General features: G+C 66.5%; 14 protein-coding genes and 1 pseudogene. 8 read left to right on the top strand and 7 right to left on the bottom strand.

Annotated elements, in window-relative coordinates:
• The first annotated feature begins 337 nt into the window (after positions 1–337).
• From PBT88_RS14120 to PBT88_RS14130, 3 genes are all read left to right on the top strand, one after another.
• Positions 338–1,330 (top strand): LacI family DNA-binding transcriptional regulator, encoded by a 993-nt coding sequence (locus PBT88_RS14120; RefSeq protein ID WP_270075965.1) that lies wholly within the window; start codon positions 338–340, stop codon positions 1,328–1,330.
• A gap of 137 nt (positions 1,331–1,467) precedes the next feature.
• Positions 1,468–3,867, top strand: coding sequence for a glucose/quinate/shikimate family membrane-bound PQQ-dependent dehydrogenase (locus PBT88_RS14125; protein ID WP_270075966.1), 2,400 nt, complete (start codon positions 1,468–1,470; stop codon positions 3,865–3,867).
• 198 nt (positions 3,868–4,065) lie between these two features.
• Positions 4,066–5,520: a carbohydrate porin gene (locus PBT88_RS14130; RefSeq protein ID WP_270075967.1), complete on the top strand. Its 1,455-nt coding sequence runs from the start codon at positions 4,066–4,068 to the stop codon at positions 5,518–5,520.
• Positions 5,521–5,566: 46 nt separating this feature from the next.
• Here the strand turns inward: PBT88_RS14130 and PBT88_RS14135 are convergent, their stop codons facing one another.
• From PBT88_RS14135 to PBT88_RS14155, 5 genes and pseudogenes are all read right to left on the bottom strand, one after another.
• Entirely contained in the window at positions 5,567–6,772 is a 1,206-nt protein-coding gene (locus tag PBT88_RS14135) for an MFS transporter (protein WP_270075968.1), read from the bottom strand.
• A 109-nt stretch (positions 6,773–6,881) separates the two neighbouring features.
• A pseudogene (locus PBT88_RS14140) lies at positions 6,882–7,832 on the bottom strand (aldo/keto reductase); the annotation flags it as partial.
• 382 nt (positions 7,833–8,214) lie between these two features.
• Positions 8,215–9,633, bottom strand: a complete 1,419-nt coding sequence (locus PBT88_RS14145) for a c-type cytochrome (RefSeq protein WP_270075969.1) — start codon at positions 9,631–9,633, stop codon at positions 8,215–8,217.
• 2 nt (positions 9,634–9,635) lie between these two features.
• Positions 9,636–11,228 carry a GMC family oxidoreductase gene (locus tag PBT88_RS14150; protein ID WP_270075970.1) on the bottom strand — a complete coding sequence of 531 codons (1,593 nt, stop codon included), beginning with the start codon at positions 11,226–11,228 and terminating at the stop codon, positions 9,636–9,638.
• Positions 11,229–11,293: 65 nt separating this feature from the next.
• Positions 11,294–11,944, bottom strand: a complete 651-nt coding sequence (locus PBT88_RS14155) for a sugar dehydrogenase complex small subunit (protein WP_270075971.1) — start codon at positions 11,942–11,944, stop codon at positions 11,294–11,296.
• Between PBT88_RS14155 and PBT88_RS14160 the strand changes: the two genes are divergently transcribed.
• Complete coding sequence (locus PBT88_RS14160; protein ID WP_270075972.1) at positions 11,937–12,170, top strand: hypothetical protein; 234 nt, start codon at positions 11,937–11,939, stop codon at positions 12,168–12,170. The genes PBT88_RS14155 and PBT88_RS14160 overlap by 8 nt on opposite strands.
• Positions 12,171–12,432: 262 nt before the next feature.
• On the opposite strand, the gene PBT88_RS14165 is transcribed toward PBT88_RS14160, so the two are convergent.
• Complete coding sequence (locus PBT88_RS14165) at positions 12,433–12,936, bottom strand: GlcG/HbpS family heme-binding protein (RefSeq protein WP_270075973.1); 504 nt, start codon at positions 12,934–12,936, stop codon at positions 12,433–12,435.
• A gap of 354 nt (positions 12,937–13,290) precedes the next feature.
• On the opposite strand from PBT88_RS14165, the gene PBT88_RS14170 reads away from it, so the two are divergent.
• Positions 13,291–14,001, top strand: coding sequence for an IclR family transcriptional regulator (locus tag PBT88_RS14170; protein WP_270075974.1), 711 nt, complete (start codon positions 13,291–13,293; stop codon positions 13,999–14,001).
• A gap of 152 nt (positions 14,002–14,153) precedes the next feature.
• On the opposite strand, the gene PBT88_RS14175 is transcribed toward PBT88_RS14170, so the two are convergent.
• On the bottom strand, positions 14,154–14,699 hold the full coding sequence (locus PBT88_RS14175; RefSeq protein WP_270075975.1) for a TetR/AcrR family transcriptional regulator: 546 nt from the start codon (positions 14,697–14,699) through the stop codon (positions 14,154–14,156).
• A gap of 171 nt (positions 14,700–14,870) precedes the next feature.
• Here PBT88_RS14175 and PBT88_RS14180 point away from each other — a divergent pair, with 171 nt between their 5' ends.
• From PBT88_RS14180 to PBT88_RS14190, 3 genes are all read left to right on the top strand, one after another.
• Positions 14,871–15,962: an alkene reductase gene (locus tag PBT88_RS14180; RefSeq protein ID WP_270075976.1), complete on the top strand. Its 1,092-nt coding sequence runs from the start codon at positions 14,871–14,873 to the stop codon at positions 15,960–15,962.
• 15 nt (positions 15,963–15,977) lie between these two features.
• Positions 15,978–16,979 carry an NADP-dependent oxidoreductase gene (locus PBT88_RS14185; protein ID WP_270075977.1) on the top strand — a complete coding sequence of 334 codons (1,002 nt, stop codon included), beginning with the start codon at positions 15,978–15,980 and terminating at the stop codon, positions 16,977–16,979.
• Between the two features lie 307 nt (positions 16,980–17,286).
• A complete protein-coding gene (locus PBT88_RS14190) occupies positions 17,287–18,501 on the top strand; it encodes an IS701 family transposase (protein WP_270075978.1) in 1,215 nt (404 codons plus the stop codon).
• Positions 18,502–18,725: the final 224 nt, after the last annotated feature.

Genomic DNA, 18,725 nt, shown 5'->3' on the forward strand with positions numbered 1-18,725 from the left:
TGTCAGGCCATAGGCTGATGAGCGCGAAGTCACAGTGGGACTGAAGCGAAATCGGGCCATGGCGAGGACGTTCGCGGCGACCTCGTCCTAACGGGTCGCGATGACGGAAGTATATCGGCCGGGCGAGAGACTCGCATCATCTTCTCGTTGCATATGTATGCACCTCAATATACCAAGGCTTCGATTCGGCGCATGGGTCAATCATTCCAACGTGCTTGCGGCCCTGAGCGTGCGGCCGTGAGGAAATCACGAAAGCGCGAGATGGCAGCGATGGATAGTGCGAAGGGTCCGGTCAGTGGCGCGGGACGGTAAGGCTCCCCGCGCTCTGCATCGGGGCGTGCGTCCGCCATCCTCGACCGATGTCGCGCGCCTGGCGGGTGTTTCGCAGTCCGCGGTTTCCCGCACCTTCACGCCCGGCGCCAGCGTGTCCCCCGAGACGAAGACCAGGATCCTCGCCGCCGCCGAAGAGCTCGGCTATACGCCGACCGCGCTGCCCCGGATCATGCAGACCGGCCGTTCCTCGATCGTCGCGATCGTCGTCGGTGGCCTGTACAATCCCTATTTCATGATGGCGCTCGATGCGTTTTCGACATCGTTTCAGGCGGCCGGCAACCATGTCATGATCGTGCGCGCCGAAAGCGATTCGGCGCTCGACGACATCGTCGGCGATCTCGCCCGCTACCGGGTCGATGCCGTGGTCAGCGCCTTGTCGATCCGCTCGCAGGCGGTGGCCGACACGCTGACGAACTTCAAGATCCCCGTGGTCACGCTGAATTCGGGCATCACCAGCGAGACGATCAGCACGGTCTCCTCCGACAATCATGGGGCGGGCGAACTGGCCGCGCGCCTGTTCACCGAGCGGGGCCGCCGCCGCCTCGGCTATCTCGCCGGCCATGACAGCCGGCCGCAGACGGATCGCGAGGCCGGGTTCTTCGCCGGCGCCGAAGCGCTGGGACAGCCCGCGCCGCTGCGCGCCGTCGCCGGTTTCGATTATGCCGATGGCCGGGCCGGTGCCCTGGCTCTGTTCGGCGGCCCCGACCGGCCGGACGCGCTGTTCTGCGTCAACGATCTCGTCGCCTGCGGCGCCATCGATGCGCTGCGGGACGAGCTGGGATTGCGCGTGCCCGAGGACGTCTGCGTCATCGGATATGACGATATCGCGATGGCGTCCTGGGGGGCGTACCGGCTGACCTCGTTCAATCAGGACATCCCGGCGCTGCTGCGCGGCGTCGAAGCGATCCTGGCGGGAACGGTCAGCGAGCGCGCCATTCTGGTGCCGCCGCGCCTGATCGAACGCGCGACGGCCGGATGGCCGCCACCGCCGTCCTGAATATCCTCGCGCCGAGGCTCGGGCCGCGCGATCCGTCGCGCGGGCTTCAGTCCCGGCAGCGAAACCAACAAGCAATGCATGGGAGATCGCTCTTGGAAACAGCATCTCCGTCGATGTGACAAGGGGTCAAAACCAGCATGACAGTCTCAAGCGATTTATCACGACGTGGGGAAAGGCCGGGATTCTGGCTCCGCCTGACCGCGCTGATCTTCCTGCTCGTCGGCATCGCCGCCTTCGCCGGTGGCGGCTGGCTGGCGGTGCTGGGCGGCTCCCCTTATTATGTCGTCCTCGGCGTGGCGATGCTCGTCGAAGCCTGGCTGCTCTGGCGCGGCCACCGTCTCGCCTACCCGCTCTACGCCGCGGTGATCGTCGCGACGCTGCTTTGGGCGATCTGGGAAGTCGGCGTCGACTTCTGGCTGCTCGTCCCGCGCGGCGACATCTTGGCCCCGCTGGGCCTCTGGCTGCTGATGCCCTGGGTGGTTCGTTCCCACCCGAACGGCGTCAAGCCCCGCCGGCTGCCCGTGGCGGTTGCGGTCGTGGCGGCGCTCGCCGTGCTCGCCGTGTCCTTCACGCGTGATCCGAGCACGATCGACGGCATTCTCCCCGGCACCTCCGGCCAGACCGTCGCCAGCGACGTGCCGGACGACGAATGGCAGGCCTATGGCCGCACGAACGCCGGCCTCCATTTCTCGCCGCTGAAGCAGATCACGCCGGCCAATGTCGACAAGCTCCAGGTCGCCTGGACCTTCCGCACCGGCGACAATCCCGACATCCACGGCAAGGATCCGCTCGAGAGCACCTTCGAGGTGACGCCGCTCAAGATCGGGCACATGGTCTATCTGTGTTCGCCGCACCAGCGCGTGTTCGCGCTCGATGCCACGACCGGCAAGAAGGTCTGGATGTTCGATCCCCAGGTCCAGGACGACCCGACCTATCAGCATCTGACCTGCCGCGGCGTGTCCTACCATGCGACGCCGGCCGGCGCGCTGACCAGCGACGGCAAGCCGGCCCCGGCCGATTGCCCGCAGCGCCTGCTCCTGCCGACCAATGACGGCCGGATGATCGCGATCGACGCCGCCACCGGCAAGCTCTGCCCGAGCTTCGGCGTCCACGGTCAGATCGACCTCAAGGACGGCATGACGATGAAGCGCAAGGGCTTCTACGAGGGTACGTCGCCCCCGGTCGTGACCAAGCAGATGATCATCATGGCCGGTGCCGTCACCGACAATTACTCGACCAACGAGCCGTCGGGCGTGGTGCGCGGCTTCGACGTCTATACGGGCAAGCTCGTCTGGGCGTGGGATGCCGGTGCGATCGACGAGAATGCGCTGCCGTTGGCCACCCACCATTATACGCCGAACTCGCCCAACTCCTGGACGTTGTCGGCCGCCGACGAGAAGCTCGGCCTCGTCTATGTGCCGGTCGGCATGTCGACGCCCGACATCTGGGGCGGCAACCGCACCAAGCTCGGCGAGCGTTATACGAGCTCGCTGGTCGCGCTCGACATCGCGACGGGCAAGCGCGTCTGGTCCTATCAGACCGTCCATCACGATCTGTGGGACATGGATCTGCCGTCGCAGCCCAGCCTCGTCGATCTCCACACCAAGAACGGCATCGTCCCGGCCATCTATGCGCCGGCCAAGACCGGCAACATCTTTGTGCTCGATCGCCGCACCGGCAAGCTGATCGTCCCGGCGCCGGAAACCCCCGTGCCCCAGGGCGCGATGGCCGGGGACTGGACGTCGCCCACCCAGCCTTATTCGCAGCTGTCCTTCCAGCCGCGCGCGAAGCTGACCGACGCCAGCATGTGGGGGGCGACGATGTTCGATCAGCTCGCCTGCCGCATCATGTTCAAGCAGATGAAGTATGACGGCCCGTTCACGCCGCCGACGACCAAGGGGACGGTGGTCTTCCCCGGCGATGTCGGCATGTTCGAATGGGGCGGTATCGCCATCGATCCCGCGCGCCAGATCGCGATCGCCAATCCGATGGCCTTCCCGTTCGTCTCGAAGCTGATCCCGCGCGGGCCGAACAACCCGGCCCAACCCAATGCCCAGCATCCGTCGGGCAGCGAGATCGGCGTGCAGCCGATGTACGGCACGCCCTATGGCGTCGATCTCCATCCCTTCCTGTCGCCGATCGGCCTGCCCTGCCCGTCGCCGCCCTGGGGCTATATGGCCGGCATCGACCTGAAGACCCACAAAGTGCTGTGGAAGCACAAGGTCGGCACGACGCGGGATTCCTCGCCCGTCCCGATCGGCCTCAAGATCGGCGTGCCGATGCTCGGCGGCCCGATGGTGACCGCAGGCGGCGTCGCCTTCCTGACCGCCACGATCGACGACTATATCCGGGCGTTCGACGTGACCACCGGCAAGATGATCTGGCAGGCCCGCCTGCCGGCAGGCGGCCAGTCCACGCCGATGAGCTATGCCGAGGGCGGCCGGCAATATGTCGTGACCGCAGCCGGCGGGCATGGCTCGTTCGGAACCAAGATGGGCGATTATGTCATCGCCTACACGCTCCCGAACGGGGCCTGATCGAAGCCCCCGACCGACCGTCGAAGGCCGTTCCGCCCGGCCCATGCCCTTCGGCATGGGCCGGGCACCGGAATGGCCTGACAGCCACATCCGAGATTTCCGCGACGTCTCCCCTCGTGCGGCCACGCTTCCATCGAGCGCGGCCGCATCGAGGCGTCGCTCCGTGCGCGCGCCCCAATGCCAGGAAAGGCCATCGCGATGCCCCACACGCTCCACGCCCCCCGCGCCCGCGCCGCCGCCATGGCGAAGCGCATGACCGATGCCGCGCGCGCGTTCCCCCTCGCCTGCCGGATGCCCGCGGCGGTGCGGTGGCGGCCTTTCCTCGTCGGCGGCTCGGTGCTGGTATCATGGTCCGCCACCGCCTCCGCGTCCGTCGCGGAGACGGTCGCGACCAACCCGCCGGGCATCGATGACGCCACTCCGCCCGCGGCCGTGCCCCCGGCCGACCGCCAGCCGGCCCGGTTCGACATCCGCTCGGCGCGCAAGCGGCTGGAGGACGACGGCTTCAAGTTCCAGCTCAACTATACCAGCGAGGTTGCCGGCAACCTCACGGGCGGCGCGCACCGCGACACGACCGAGGCGGGCCAGTTCGTCTTCGGCGCCACCGTCGACACCGACAAGGCGTTCGGCTGGAAGGGCGGCACGTTCCAGTTCACGATCTCGCGCCGGCGCGGCGTCAATCTGAGCGACAAGGCCGGCCTGGACACGCTGTTCGCACCCCAAGAGGTCTATGGACGCGGCAGCACCTTCCGGCTGACCGAATTCTACCTGCGCCAGAATTTCGGCATCGTCGACGTCGAAGCGGGCCGCCTCACGATGAGCGAGCTGTTCGGCACATTGCCCTGCGAGTTCGAGAACCTGTCCTTTTGCGGCAATCAGCCGGGCGATATGGTCGGCGACTATTGGTATAATTATCCGATCGGCCAATGGGGTGCCTGGGCCAAGATCCATCCCGGATCGGTGTATCTGGCCGTCGGCGCCTATGCCTATAATCCGAACGACCTGAAGCGGGGCATCGCGCTCAGCCACGGCGGCACACAGGGCGTCACCACGCCCGTCGAGTTCGGATGGACGCCCCGGCTCGGGCCGAGCGGCCTGCCGGGTCTCTACCGGATCGGCGCCTGGTACAGCACCGCCCATGGCGACGACGTTCTGGACGGCGAGGACGGTCGGCCGATCGGGATCAGCGGCCTGCCTGCCGAGCGCCGGTCGGGCCGCTACGGGGGATATGTGCTGCTGACCCAGCAGTTGACCGGCCGTTTCACCATAGATGCGAACGGCACGGCGCACACCACGCAGGGCCTCAAGATCCAGGCGAACTTCACGCAGATGGATCGGCGGACGGCGCGGCTCAACAGCCAGCTCGCATTATGGACGACCTTCGTCGGCCCCATCAAGGCGCGACCGCTGGACGAGATCGGCTTCGCCATCGGCCGCAACGGGCTCAACCGCCGCGCGACCGAGGAGACCGCGCTGGAGACCCCGGGGACGAAGCGGCCCAGGGCCGAATATCCGATGGAGCTCTTCTATGCGGTGCGGCTCGCGCCCTGGCTCTCGGTCAGCCCCAACGTCCAGTATATCGTCGATCCCGGTGGCTATGAGCAGGCCAGGAACGTCGCCGTCCTCGGCCTCAAGACCGGCCTGAGCCTCTAAGGCGCCCCCTTGCGGGGCAGCGTGCGCGGATCGGTGGTCGATCCGCTCACGATCCCGACGCGGCAGGCGCGATCGACGCGCGGCCGAACCACGTCAGCAGCAGGCCGATCAGCGCCAGCACGCCCCCGGCGACCGGTATCGCCGCATAGCCCATGCCGAGGCTGAGCGTGACGCCGCCCACCGCCGCGCCCAGCGCATTGCCGAGATTGAAGGCGCCGATGTTGAGCGACGAGGCGAGGCCCGGCGCGCCGGACGCCGCCTGCATGACGCGCGTCTGCACGGACGGCACGAAGGCGAAGGCGACGACGCCCCAGAGCAGCAGGCCGATCGCCGCGCCGATCGTCGATGCGAGCAGCAGCGGCAGCACGAACATCACGATCGCCAGCGCGGCGAGGACGATCTTGGTCGCGCCATCCAGCGACCAGTCGGACAGCCGGCCGCCGAGGCTGGCGCCGATGGTGAAGCCGATCCCGATCAGCGCGAGGGCCAGCGTCTCGAACCCGTCCGACGCCTTGGTGATGGCGCTGAGCGCGGGGGCGACATAGGTGTAGACGGTGAACATCGCGCCGGCGCCCATCACGGTCGTCCCCATGGCGAGCAGGACGGCGGGCTGGGTCATCACCTTGAGTTCGGCGCGGACGTCGGGTGCCCCGGCCGGGGCGATGGGCGGCAACGCCCGCCACAAGGCGGCGATGGCGACGAGGCCGATCGCCGCCGTCCCGGCGAAGGCGGCGCGCCAGCCGACATGCTGACCGAGCCAGGTCGCGGCGGGAACGCCGCCGATATTGGCGATCGTCAGCCCCATGAACATCGTCGCCACCGCGCGCGAGCGCTTCTCCTTCGACACCACGCTTGCGGCGACGAGAGAGCCGAGCCCGAAAAACGCCCCGTGGCTGAGACTGGTGACGAGACGCGCCAGCAGCAGCGTGACATAATCGGGCGAGAGCGCCGACAGCAGGTTTCCCAGCGCGAAGATGGCCATCAGCAGCATCAGCGCCGTGCGCCGGCCGAAGCGGGCGAAGGCCAGCGTCATCACCGGCGCGCCGACCATGACGCCCACCGCATAGACGCTGACCAGCGCCCCCGCGGACGGGATCGACACGTCGACGCCCTTGGCGATGACCGGCAGCAGGCCCATCGGCGCGAATTCGGTCGTGCCGATGCCGAAGGCGCCGATCGCCAGCGCCAGCAATGGCCCCTTGGAGCGACCATCCGATCGCTCGTCCGTTTTCTCCGGCGAGGTGGTGCTCATGCGTGTCCCTTGTCGTGTCCGTGGTGTCCGTGGCGTCGCATCATTCCCCCTTCGCTTTCCTGAAATCGGCAAGGCGGCCCGCCAAGGACGAGCCTCGGCGGGCCGTCCGTCACGTGCGCGCTTTCATCACGCGCGCGCTCTCGACGAGGAACGGCGCCTCCGCCGGATCGATGCGGTCCATCGCCGCGGTGATGCGGTGCCAGTAGGGATAGCGCGGCGCCTGCGCCGAGACGGTCTCGATCCGGTGCTTCTGCGTGTTGGTCAGCACGAGGTCGAGCGCGGCGAGATTGTCGCGGACATGATCCTCGCTCTTGACGCCGACGATGAGCGAGGTGACGCCGGGGCGGTCCTTGAGCCAGGCCAGGCAGACCTGCGCCGCCGACACGCCATGCTCCTGACCGATCGCGACCAGAACGTCGATGATGTCATAGGCGCGTTCCATGTCGTGGACATAGGGCTCGGGCCAGGAGTCCTCGGACTGGCGGGAGTCGCTCGGGATCGGCTGGCCGCGCCGGACGTCGCCGGCGAGGAGCCCCTCGCCGAGCGGCCCCCACACCAGCGTCCCGACATTCTGGTCGATCGCGACGGGGAGGATCTCATATTCCGCGTCGCGGTTTTCGGGCGTGTAGTTGATCTGTTGCGCGATCGGCCGCGCCAGCCCCAGAGCGTCCGCCGCGCCGAGCGTCTTCATCATCTGCCAGCCGGTATAATTGGAGGTGCCGGCATAACAGATCTTGCCCGAGCGGATGAGTTCGGTGAGCGCCTCGAGCGTTTCCTCGATCGGGGTCACGCCGTCCCAATTATGCATCTGGTAGAGGTCGATATAGTCGGTTCCGAGCCGCTTCAGGCTCGCCTCGCAGGCGCGGATGAGATTGTAGCGCGACGCGCCGCTCTCATTGGGGCCGTCCGCCGACGGGCTGCGCGCTTTCGAGGCGAGGATGATATCCTTGCGCTTGACGCCCAGCGCCTTGCCCAGCACGATCTCGGCTTCGCCGTCGGCATAGATGTTGGCGGTGTCGACGATGTTGACGCCTGCCTCGAAAGCGATGTCGAGCAACCGGCGGGCATCGTCCGGCTACAGATCGCCCAGGAATTTCTTGTCGGCGCCATTGCCGAAGGTGATGGTGCCCACCGTGAGTTCGGAGACGAGCAATCCGGAATGGCCTAGAGGGCGGTAACGCATAATCGTCCTTTCGTCTGATCCGTCTGTCGGTTCCCGATCCTTGAAAGGCCGGGCGGTGGCGGGCGACACGGGTCGCCACGCCCGACCGGCGCAGATCGCTTCGCCGGTCGACCGATCAGTCCGGTCGATCGAGCGCCTGCCCGGTCCTGCGACAGTCAATGCCTCGATCGTCCATTCGTTGCATATATATGCAAAAACAGTCCGATCAGGGCAAGTCCCGGACAGGGGGCATCCGATTCCGGCGCGGAAGCCCTTTCGATCAGCCTGTAGAGACGTGACGCCGGGCCGACCGGCGACGGATCATCCGACGCACGGCCAGAAACAGAAGCACGGCGATCAGCGCGATGGCGATATAGGCCAGCAGCGCCGCCCTGGCGAAGAGCCAGTTGGTCGGCGTCTTGCCGGCGATCACCTGGGCGACGTCGGCTTCGGTGACGTCGCTCCGGTCGATATTGCCGAAATGGCTCCTCACATAATTGGCGACCGCCGCGATCTGGGCCGGCGTCATCGATGCGGCGAAACCGGGCATCGCGGCATGGCCCGAGGGCGTCTGGATCTGGATGCCATGATAGATCGTCAGGATCAGGTTGTTGGGCTTGTAGGAGCGCGCGGTGTCGCTTTGGACCAGCGACGGGAAGGCCCCGTCCGAAGAGCCGCCGCCATCCTGGCCGTGACAACTCGCGCAGCCGCCCTGATACAGCACCGCGCCGTCGGTTACGGCCGCGAAATCGGGCTTCTTGACACCAGCCAGCGCCGCCGCCTCGATCTGCGCGACATCGGTCGGCTTGGCGGCGCCGACCGGACTACGCGCCGGCTTGCCATCCACCGGCGGCAGCTTGCGCAGATAGGCGATCATCGCATCCAGATCGGAATCGGGGAGCTGGCTGAAGCTGCGCTCGACCGCCAGCCCCATATCGCCGCCCGCGACATGATTGCGGACATGGCCGGTCTTGAGGAACGTCCTGAGATCCGCGTCGCTCCAATCGCCGATGCCCTCCGGCGACGGGGTGATATTCGGCGCGATCCACGTGCCGACGAAACCGCCCGCCATGTGCTGGCTTCCGATCTCCCCCATCAGCAGCCCGCGTGGCGTGTGGCAGGTCGAACAATGCGCCAGCGTTTCGACCAGATAGCGGCCTCGCTTCTCCGCGTCGGTTTGCACCGGCACCGCGCCCGCGACCTTGCCGACATGGAGGTTGAACAGGTTCCAGGCGACCATCGCCGGGCGCCAGAAGGGAAACGGCAGGTGGGTGGCCGGCACCGTCTTGGGCTGCGGCGCGACCGCGAGATGATAATAAGCGTAGAGCGCCTTCACGTCGTCGTCGCTCAGCCCCGTGAACGACGGATAGGGCATTGCCGGGTAGAGCCAGCCCTTGTCCGGCGACCGGCCCTTGCGCAGCGCATCGGCGAACTGCGGCTCGGTCCATCGGCCGATCCCGTTCGTCGTGTCGGGGGTGATGTTGCTGGCGTAGATCGCGCCCATCGGGCTCTGAATGGCGAGGCCGCCCGCCCCGGACGGCCCGTGGCAGGCGGAGCAGTCACCGGCGACCGCGAGGGCATGACCGCGCTCGATGAGGCTCCGGTCCGCTGCGCTGCGGTCCTGCGCGCCGGCAAGCGTCGGCACCCCCGACAGCAAGACGGCCGAGACGACGGCCAGCATGGCTTTGAGGCGTGTCATCATCAGACCTCCCCGGCGATATGACGGCCCGCCCGGATCGCCAGGGCGATACCCGTCAGGGTTGGATTGACGCAGGAGGCCGACGGGAAGACACCCGTGGTGACGAGGAAGAGATTGTCATGATCGTGGCTGCGCAGATCGGCATCGACGATCGACGTGTCCGGATCGTCCCCCATGATCGTCGTCCCCATGATGTGATGCTGCACCGTCCACTGGCCGGGAACCTGCCTGGGCGTACCGCCCATCGCCTGGACCCAATTGGCATAGTCCGCGATCGTCCGCGGCAGGGCGGCCTTCGCATAATCCGGAATCCGGTAGCGAAGCCTGAGGCCGGGCAGCCCCAGCCGGTCCTTCCAGCCCGGATTGAGCGCGATCCCATTGTCGGGAACGGGAAGATCCTCGAGCAGGATCTGGATATTGATCACCTGCGACGCGCGACGACGCAGCTCCTCGTCGAATGCCGCGCCGACGAGCCTGCCCTCCTTGAGAATGTCGGCGGCGACGTCGGCGACCGGGCTGCTGTTGACGAACTGGTAGAAACCGCCGGCGGTCTCGCCGCGATCTTTCATCAGCCGGCGTTGCACCATCGCGCCATGGACGGCCTGACCGCGACCGGTCCAGACCGGCTCGTCGGCGAAGAAGCTCATGTTCAGGCTGGGATGGATCATCATGTTGCGCCCGAGCAGGCCGGTGCGGCCGGCGAGGCCGTTCATCATCAGCAGCTTGGGTGTTTCGAAGCCATGGCCGGCGATCACATAGCGGCGGGCGGTCAGCGTCGACCGAACCCCCGTCGGGCTTTGATAGGAGATGGAGGTGATCCGGCCTCGGCCATCGACGGCGATTGTGTCGACGATCGCATCGTGGCGCAGCTGCGCGCCCGCCTTGACCGCCCGCTCCACCGCCTTCTGCCCGGAATATTTGGCGCCGATCGGGCAGTTCGGATTGCAGATATTGTTGCCGATGCAGGCCGGCCGCCCGTCATACGGCTCGGTCACGCGGGCGCCCGGCATCTGCTGCGTGATGTAGCCGCGCGCCGCCGTGCGCATCTGGAACCGCTGGATGAAATAGGGCTTGGCCTCGGGCGGCAGCGGATAGGGTTTCGAGCGCGGCGGATAGGTATGGCCGAGATTGCGCCCGGAATCGTCATTCTCGGTCAGGCCCGCGACGCCGATCTGATAGTCGGCAGCGGTGTAGAAGGGTTCGAGCACGTCGTAGCCGAACGGCCAGTCGCGCCCCACCCCGAAGGTGCTGCGCATCTTCATCTCTTCGGGCAACAGCCGCCAGGCCACGCCGGTCCAGTGGCGTGCGGTGCCGCCGACCGAGCGGATCGTGCCCGGTATCGTATCGGCGTCGATGTCGGCACTGACATAGCCCGGCGTCCACGAATTCGGCGCATAGTCCAGGCTGCCGAACGGGTCGCTCAGATTGTCCTTGCGCGGGCTGACCCGGAAATTTTCGGTCAGCCGCCAATCGGGCGTGTTGGGGCCTGCCTCCAGGATGATCACGGATTTGCCCGCATGGGCGATCTCATAGGCCACCTGCGCACCCAGCGCACCCGAGCCGACCACCACGACGTCGGCGTCAAAGTCCGGCATGACGATATCCCCTCGAACGCCCTGAATCGGGCTGGTCGTTCTCCTGCCGCGCGGCACCGCTCCGCTCAGGCCGCATCGGGGCGCGCCTTTCGGGCAGCGTCGACGTCGACATGGCTGGCCTTTACATAGGACAGCCAGGCGGGAGCGGGATCGAGGATCTCGGCCGCTCGGCCGGGCGGATGGAACGACCATTCGGCGACCCCGGTCGGCATTTCGGGCGCGGTCACGCCGTCGGGGACCGCGCTCCACCAACCGGCCGATCCCGGCGGAAAGCTCGGCCTCGGGACTTCACGCAGCAGTTTCTGGTAGCTCTGCGCCTCGAGATAGGTCGCAAATTCGGCGTCGTCCTCGAGAAAGCTGTTGGACGGCGTGCCGAGGTAGCCGACATACCATGGCTTCGCGATCTCGATCGCGAACCGCAGATTGTCGGGATCGAGACGGCCGAGCGCGCTCGCCCGATCCTCGCCCTGCAACAGCAGGGCGGACAGTTTCTGGAGGCGGCCGGCGAATTGGTGGTCGCGCTTGGCCATGAGGGACTCGACCCTGTCGGCCACGCCCTGGGTCAGCGCGTCCGTCGCGGTGATGATGCGGCTGACCTGGAGGAAGCTGGTCGCCGCATTCGTCTCCTGCGCCAGAATCGCAGGGGGCAGGAAGGCGGTGAGCGGCGGCGCGGCCAGAAGGGCGATCAGCGTGCGCCTGTCGACTATCATGTTCATCAATGTCTCCCGAGAGCGAGCCCGCAGCGCCGCGCGCGGCTGGGCCGTGGCCGGATGGCCGGTCGTCGACGCTTCTGTTACGGTCGACGGCTATCGAGAGGGATTGTTAGGGAGACGAGATGGCGAAGGCGGGAGGCCCCGCAAGTCGCAAAGCCTGTCGCGCGGCCACGAAGAGACTGGCAACGCCATTGAATCGCAACGCCGACATTCGTGGGATCAACCCTGAACCGTTCTCATCGTCCTCGTCATGTTTCACGATCATCTCCGCTATTATTATATAATTTTTCGACGCATCTGCCCCTGTCGAGAGGCGGCCGCGCGCGGATCTTGGAGCGGGCATCGGGCGCGATATCGTGATCGAGCGAACGACGCCTCTGCTCCAAGTCCGACTAACTGACTGTGTTTGATGGGATAGGTAAGGGAATGCCGATCCGGTAGGGGCGGCGGGCACAACCCTTAAATGTTCAACATCGATGAACTCGTCGCGCCTATCGCAACCCGGCGACACCGGCCTGGGCGACGATCGTGTCCTGCGAACCGTCTCCCCCGCTGACGCCGATCGCGCCGATCACCCTGCCCGCCTCGATGAGCGGGAAACCGCCTTCGGCCGGGGTCACGCCGAGCGCCAGCGGGATGGAGTGGCCCCCTTCCAGCAGATCCTGGAATGCCTTGGTCGGCCGGCGGAAATTCGCGGCGGTGACGGCCTTGCCCTCGGCGACCTTGGAGGCCCCCAGCATCGTCCCGTCCATCTTCTCGATCAGAACGGGTTCGCCCGCCGGGCCGACGACGACGATGGTGTCCTTCCAGCCGCGCCTCTTCGCTTCGGCCTCCGCGGCCGTGGCCACCGCCTTTGCGGCGTCCAGCGAAATGGATGCGCCATAAGGGATGTCGAACGGAATGGCCGCGGGGACAGACGGCGCCTGCGCGAAAGCCGCCCCGCCCATCGTCATGGCGAGAGCGGTGATCGTGAGAGACGCGACACGTTTCGACATGCGGTATTCCTTAGATGATTGATGAGCCGCGGATCGATCCGGAAGCATGGACGATCCGCCGGCTACGACGCTCGACAGTCTATGGCGTCGAGGGCGAGGTCGGTAGCGCCTTGGAAACAAACCCTAAAAAGTTCAACATCGCTGGACGATACGCTTCGTGCGGTCTCAGGGATGCCGAGACGGTAATGCCCGATCGCCGACGGGTGGCGGACAAGAGGAGCGGCACTTCCGAAAGCGCAGATTCTCCGGGGCTTGCCGGGCCTATCGTGGGTGGCGTGATCCGACGCCGTTTCGGTCTGGATGAAATCCCCCGCCCGATCTATCGCCGGATCCTATCACCCTTCAGGGCCTGCCATGTCCGCAAAGCACATTCAGTCGATCGAGCGCGCCATGGCGATCCTGGAGACCGTCGCGCGCGATGGGGGATCTGCGAAGCTGTCGAGAATCGCGGAGGAGACCGGGCTCGGCAAGACGACCGCGCACAACATCCTCACCACGCTCGGCGCGCTCGGCTATGTGCGCCGCCGGGTCGGCGACACCCGCTATCATCTGGGCGGCCGCATCATGAACCTGGCGCGCATCACGGGAGACGATAGCAGCCTGCGTCATCGGCTGAGGCCGGCGCTCGAAGCCATTGCCGCGCGATCGGGCGAGACCGTCTATCTCGGCGTACCGAGCGGCGACGAGGTCTATTATCTCGACATGGCCGGCACGCCGCCAGTGCCGGAGGCCTATAACGCCCCGGGCGCGCGCGACCATCTCGAGGGATCTGCGATCGGCCTCGTCTTTCTCGCCTTCATGCCCGGATTGAGGGAGCGCGTCCTGCTGTCGCGGGCCGACGCCCTTCCCCCGCTGGTCGAGCGCGACATCGCGGAGGTCGAGCGGCTCGGCTTCGGTCTCGACCTCGAATCGCATCGCTCCGGCCTCCATTGCGTCGCGATTCCCTGGCGCGAGGAGGGGGAAGTTCGCGCCAGCCTCGGCCTGTGCGGGCCAGCGGCCAGATTGCCCAAGGCCAAGCTCGCGGAATTGGCCTGGATGATGGTGAGGGAGATCGAGAAGGTCTGACGCATCGTCGCGTCATCGCTTCCAGCAGAACGGCCTTTCGGCAGCGTTCCCCCGAAACCGTGCTTTGCCGCAGCCGCAACGACCGATTGGCCAATCCTGCGGCCTGGCGTGCTGTTGTCGTGCGTCCATTGCGCAGCACTGTCTCAGGCGCGTCAGGTCATGTTCGCGATCCACGCGCGCGTCCCGGTCAGCACTTCCTCGGCCAGCGCCGCATCGTCGACCGAGCGGGACAGGATGACCGCGCCCACCATCGCCGCCCATGTCCCGATCGCCTCCCGTCGCCGCGCGACCGCGTCGCCCTCGGGCAAGGCGGCCGCGAGCCGGCCGAGCTGCGCCGCGAGCCCGTCCGCCATCGCGGCCCGCGCCTCGCAAGTCTGACCGCGCATCAGCCCGGCGAGGCTCGCGGTCGGGCATCCCTGCGCCGGCGCGTCGCGATGGGGAGGAGACAGATAGGTGTCGATCCACGCCTCGAGCCCCGCCGCGACCGAACCCTCGCCGTGCAGCAGGTGGATCATGGTCTGCGCGACCAGTTCGTCCTTGGAGGCGAAATGCCCGTAGAAGCCGCCATGCGTCTGGCCCGCCGCCTTCATGATATCCGACACCGTCACGGCGTCGAAGCCATGCTGCCGAAACAGCCGGCCCGCCTCGTCGAGGATACGGGCCCGATTGGCCTTCATCTGCTCCCGACTGACCTTCACGCGAAAATCCTGCCCTGCCCGTTGACACATTCATGATGGCCATCACATATAAGCACAATGATGATCATTGTCATGATTATAGTGGCAGGGCCGACGGGATGACGCGATGATCGAGGCCGCCATTCCCGTGACGCTCCACCGCCGACCATCTTTGCATGCGAGGAACGACCGATGACCGACACCAGCCTCTTTTCGTCCTATGCGCTGGGCGACCTCACGCTCGCGAACCGCGTCGTGATGGCGCCCTTGACCCGCAACCGCGCGGGCGCCGGGTTCGTGCCGACGGCGCTGATGGCGGACTATTATGCCCAGCGCGCCTCGGCCGGGCTCATCATCAGCGAAGCGACGCAGATCTCGCAGCAGGGCCAGGGCTATCAGGACACGCCGGGCATCTACACGCCCGAGCAGATCGCCGGCTGGCGTGCGGTGACGGACGCCGTCCACGCCAAGGGTGGGCGCATCATTCTTCAGCTCTGGCATGTCGGCCGCGTCAGCCATGTCGATCTGCAGCCGGGCGGCGCGGCCCCCGTCGCGCCGTCGGCGATCCGCGCGGAGACCAAGACCTTCGTCAACAACGGCTTTGCCGACGTCTCCGAACCGCGTGCGCTCGCGCTGGACGAGCTTCCCGGCATCGTCGAGGATTTCCGCCGCGGGGCCGCCAACGCGATCGCGGCGGGTTTCGACGGCGTCGAGATCCACGGCGCCAACGGCTATCTGCTCGACCAGTTCGCCAAGGACGGCGCCAACCATCGGAGCGACGCCTATGGCGGCTCGGTCGAGAACCGCGCGCGCCTGATGATCGAGGTGGCCGCCGCGGTCGCCAACGAGGTGGGGCCGCAGCGAACGGGCATCCGCCTTTCCCCGGTGTCGCCCGCCAACGGCGTCGCGACGAGCGATCCGCAAGCCCAGTTCGACCATATCGCCCGCGAGTTGAAGAAGCTCGACCTCGCCTTCATCCATGTCGTCGAGGGGGCGACCGGAGGCCCGCGCGATATCGCGCCGTTCGACTATGCCGCGCTGCGCACGGCGTTCGGCAACAGCTATATCGCCAATAACGGCTATGACCGCGATCTCGCGGAGGCGCGTCTGGCCGACGGGAGCGCGGATCTGATCGCGTTCGGCCGCCCGTTCATCGCCAATCCCGATCTGGTCGAGCGGTTGAAGGCGGGCATCCCCCTCGCCCAGATCGACCCGACGACGCTCTATGGCGGCGGGGCCAAGGGCTATACCGATTATCCCGCCGCCCCGACCCCGGACGCCTGAGCGGGGCCGGCCGAGATGCAAGCCCATATCCTCGACCGCTACGGCAAGGGCCAGACACTGCGCCTCGGCGACTGGCCCGATCCCGTGCCCGCCGCCGACGAGGTGCTGGTCGAGGTCCACGCGGCGGGGCTCAACCCGCTCGACGGCAAGATCCGCGACGGCGCTTTCAAGCCGATCCTGCCCTATAAGCCGCCGTTCCTGCTCGGCCACGATCTCGCCGGGATCGTCGTTTCGGTCGGCGCGAATGTCCGACGGTTCCAGCGCGGCGATGCGGTCTATGCGCGGGCACGCGACGGCCATATCGGCAGCTTCGCCGAGCGGATCGCGGTCAACGAATCCGATCTGGCGATGAAGCCCGCCAGCCTGTCGATGGCCGAAGCCGCAGCTATCCCCTTGGCCGGCCTGACCGCGTGGCAGGCCCTGGTCGAACGCGCCGCGCTCAAGCAGGGGCAGAAGATCCTGATCCATGCCGGATCGGGCGGCGTCGGGGTGATGGCGATCCAGCTCGCCAAGCATCTCGGCGCGACCGTCGCGACGACCACGAGCGCCGCCAATGCCGATCTGGTCCGCAGCCTCGGCGCGGATATCGTCATCGACTACAGGTCGCAGGATTTCACCACGCTGCTGTCCGACTACGACGTCGTGCTGAACAGCCTGGATGCGGCGACGCTCGAACGATCCCTCGCGGTCCTCAAGCCCGGTGGCCGGCTGATCTCGATCTCCGGTCCACCCGACCCGGCCTTCGCCAGGACGCAGGGCCTCAACGCCGTGCTGGGGATGCTGCTGCGCCTGATGAGCGCCCGCATCCGTCGCAAGGCGAAACGTGCCGGTGTCGCTTATTCGTTCCTGTTCATGCGGGCCGACGGCGCGCAACTCGCCCGACTGAGCGAGTTGATCGAGGGTGGCTCGCTTCGTCCGGTGGTCGATCGAACCGTCCCGTTCGCGCAATTGAACGACGCGCTGGCCTATGTCGACACCGGTCGCGCCAAGGGCAAGGTCGTCGTCGGCATCCGGTGACGACCGGCGCGCCGATGCCGCCGTTCAGGGCAATCGAACGGCTCGCCGATCGCCGCGGTTGGCCTGGAGCCGATCGACATTCGGATTGGTGGAATATCGGGTGATCGTTTCGTTTCAAACCGTCATGCTGAACTTGTTTCAGCATCCCGCCTCTTCCGGGCGCTCAGCGCCAAGTTTCGCTGGGATCCCGAAACAAGTTCAGGATGACGATTGCTTCGGGTGTAGATCGCCACCCGATCCGCTGAATGTCGATCCGCGCTAGCATTACAGTTGCATATCAAGCGGAACTCTGAATCAATAGGTCTCCATGGTAAGGAGGCCGTGGATGACGGGTGCATCGATAGAAGCGACACTGGAGTTGTGGGCGTCCTCGCTGCGGGACGTGAAGAGCCGTATGCGCGGGTTGTTCACGCAGGAGCGCGTTGCGGCGTCTGCGAACCTGTTTCTGGACGGCTTGCTGAGTGACGAGCGCCGCAAGACGGGTTGGATGCGCGCCGAGGCTGCAGGGGATCCGGGGCCTTGGCGGCAACAGGCTATTTTGGGCCGCGGGCGATGGGAGGCAGACGAGCTTCGCGACATCGTACGAGACTATGTTGTTGAGAGCCTTGCGACCGACGAGGCAGTCCTGGTCATCGACGAGACCGGTTTCCTCAAGCAAGGCAAGGCTTCCTGTGGCGTTGCGCGTCAATATACCGGATCGGCTGGCAAGATCACGAACTGCCAGATCGGTGTATTCGTGGCCTATGTATCGGCTCGCGGGCACGCGTTTATCGATCGCGCTTTGTATCTTCCAAAGAGCTGGACGGGTGATCCCGCACGACTTGCCGCAACCCATGTCCCTGAAGCGTTAGCCTTCGCCACCAAGCCGGCTTTGGCTGTTCAGATGATACAGCGGGCTTTGGCGGCCAAGGTCCCATTTTCATGGGTCGCGGCGGACGCCGTATATGGGGTCGGTGACGTCGAGCAGGCCCTGCGTCGAGCCTGCAAGGGCTACGTTCTCGGCGTGAAGTCGGATCACTATTTTGGCTCTTGGGGCGACAAGCCCCCGGTCGCAGGCAAGGCGGAGGAGATCGCACAAGACCTCGATGCAGACGCATGGAAACGCCTGTCCGCTGGTGAGGGCACAAAGGGCGCCCGTCTTCATGACTGGGCATATTGCGAGCTCGCCGATCTCGATGCCGATGAATATGACGAGACGAAATCAGGCGTGTGGACCCGGGGCCTGCTGATCCGCCGTAACATCAGCGACGGTGACCTGGCCTACTTCACGACCTGGTGCCCGGCCGGCACCAACATCCAGACACTCGTCGCTGTCGAAGGCCGTCGTTGGGCGATTGAAGATAGCTTCGAGACCACCAAAAACGAACTCGGCCTCGATCATAACGAAAGCCGTTCGTGGCATGGCTGGCATCGCCACGTCTCTCTGGTCATGCTCGCCTTCGCCATGATGGCGGTGATCCGATACCGCGCCAATGCCGTGACGCCCCCAAAAAGATCGAGGACGCGGACCGTCAGGATCTGATCCGCTGGTCGATCCAGGAAGTTCGGCGGATCGCCAACAAGCTCGCTCAGCGCCGCATACGGCCCGCGTACATCATCGCCTGGTCATGCTGGCGACGCGCGCACCAAGCCGCTGCCAGACGAGCTCATCTCAAAACTAGAATGCAACTGTAATGCTAAGCGCGGCCGATCGATCCGGCGGGCGCACCATGCGCGGCCCCCGGTGGCTTTTCGTGACGGCCAGCC

The organism is Sphingomonas abietis, from assembly GCF_027625475.1.
Classification (GTDB): domain Bacteria; phylum Pseudomonadota; class Alphaproteobacteria; order Sphingomonadales; family Sphingomonadaceae; genus Solisphingomonas; species Solisphingomonas abietis.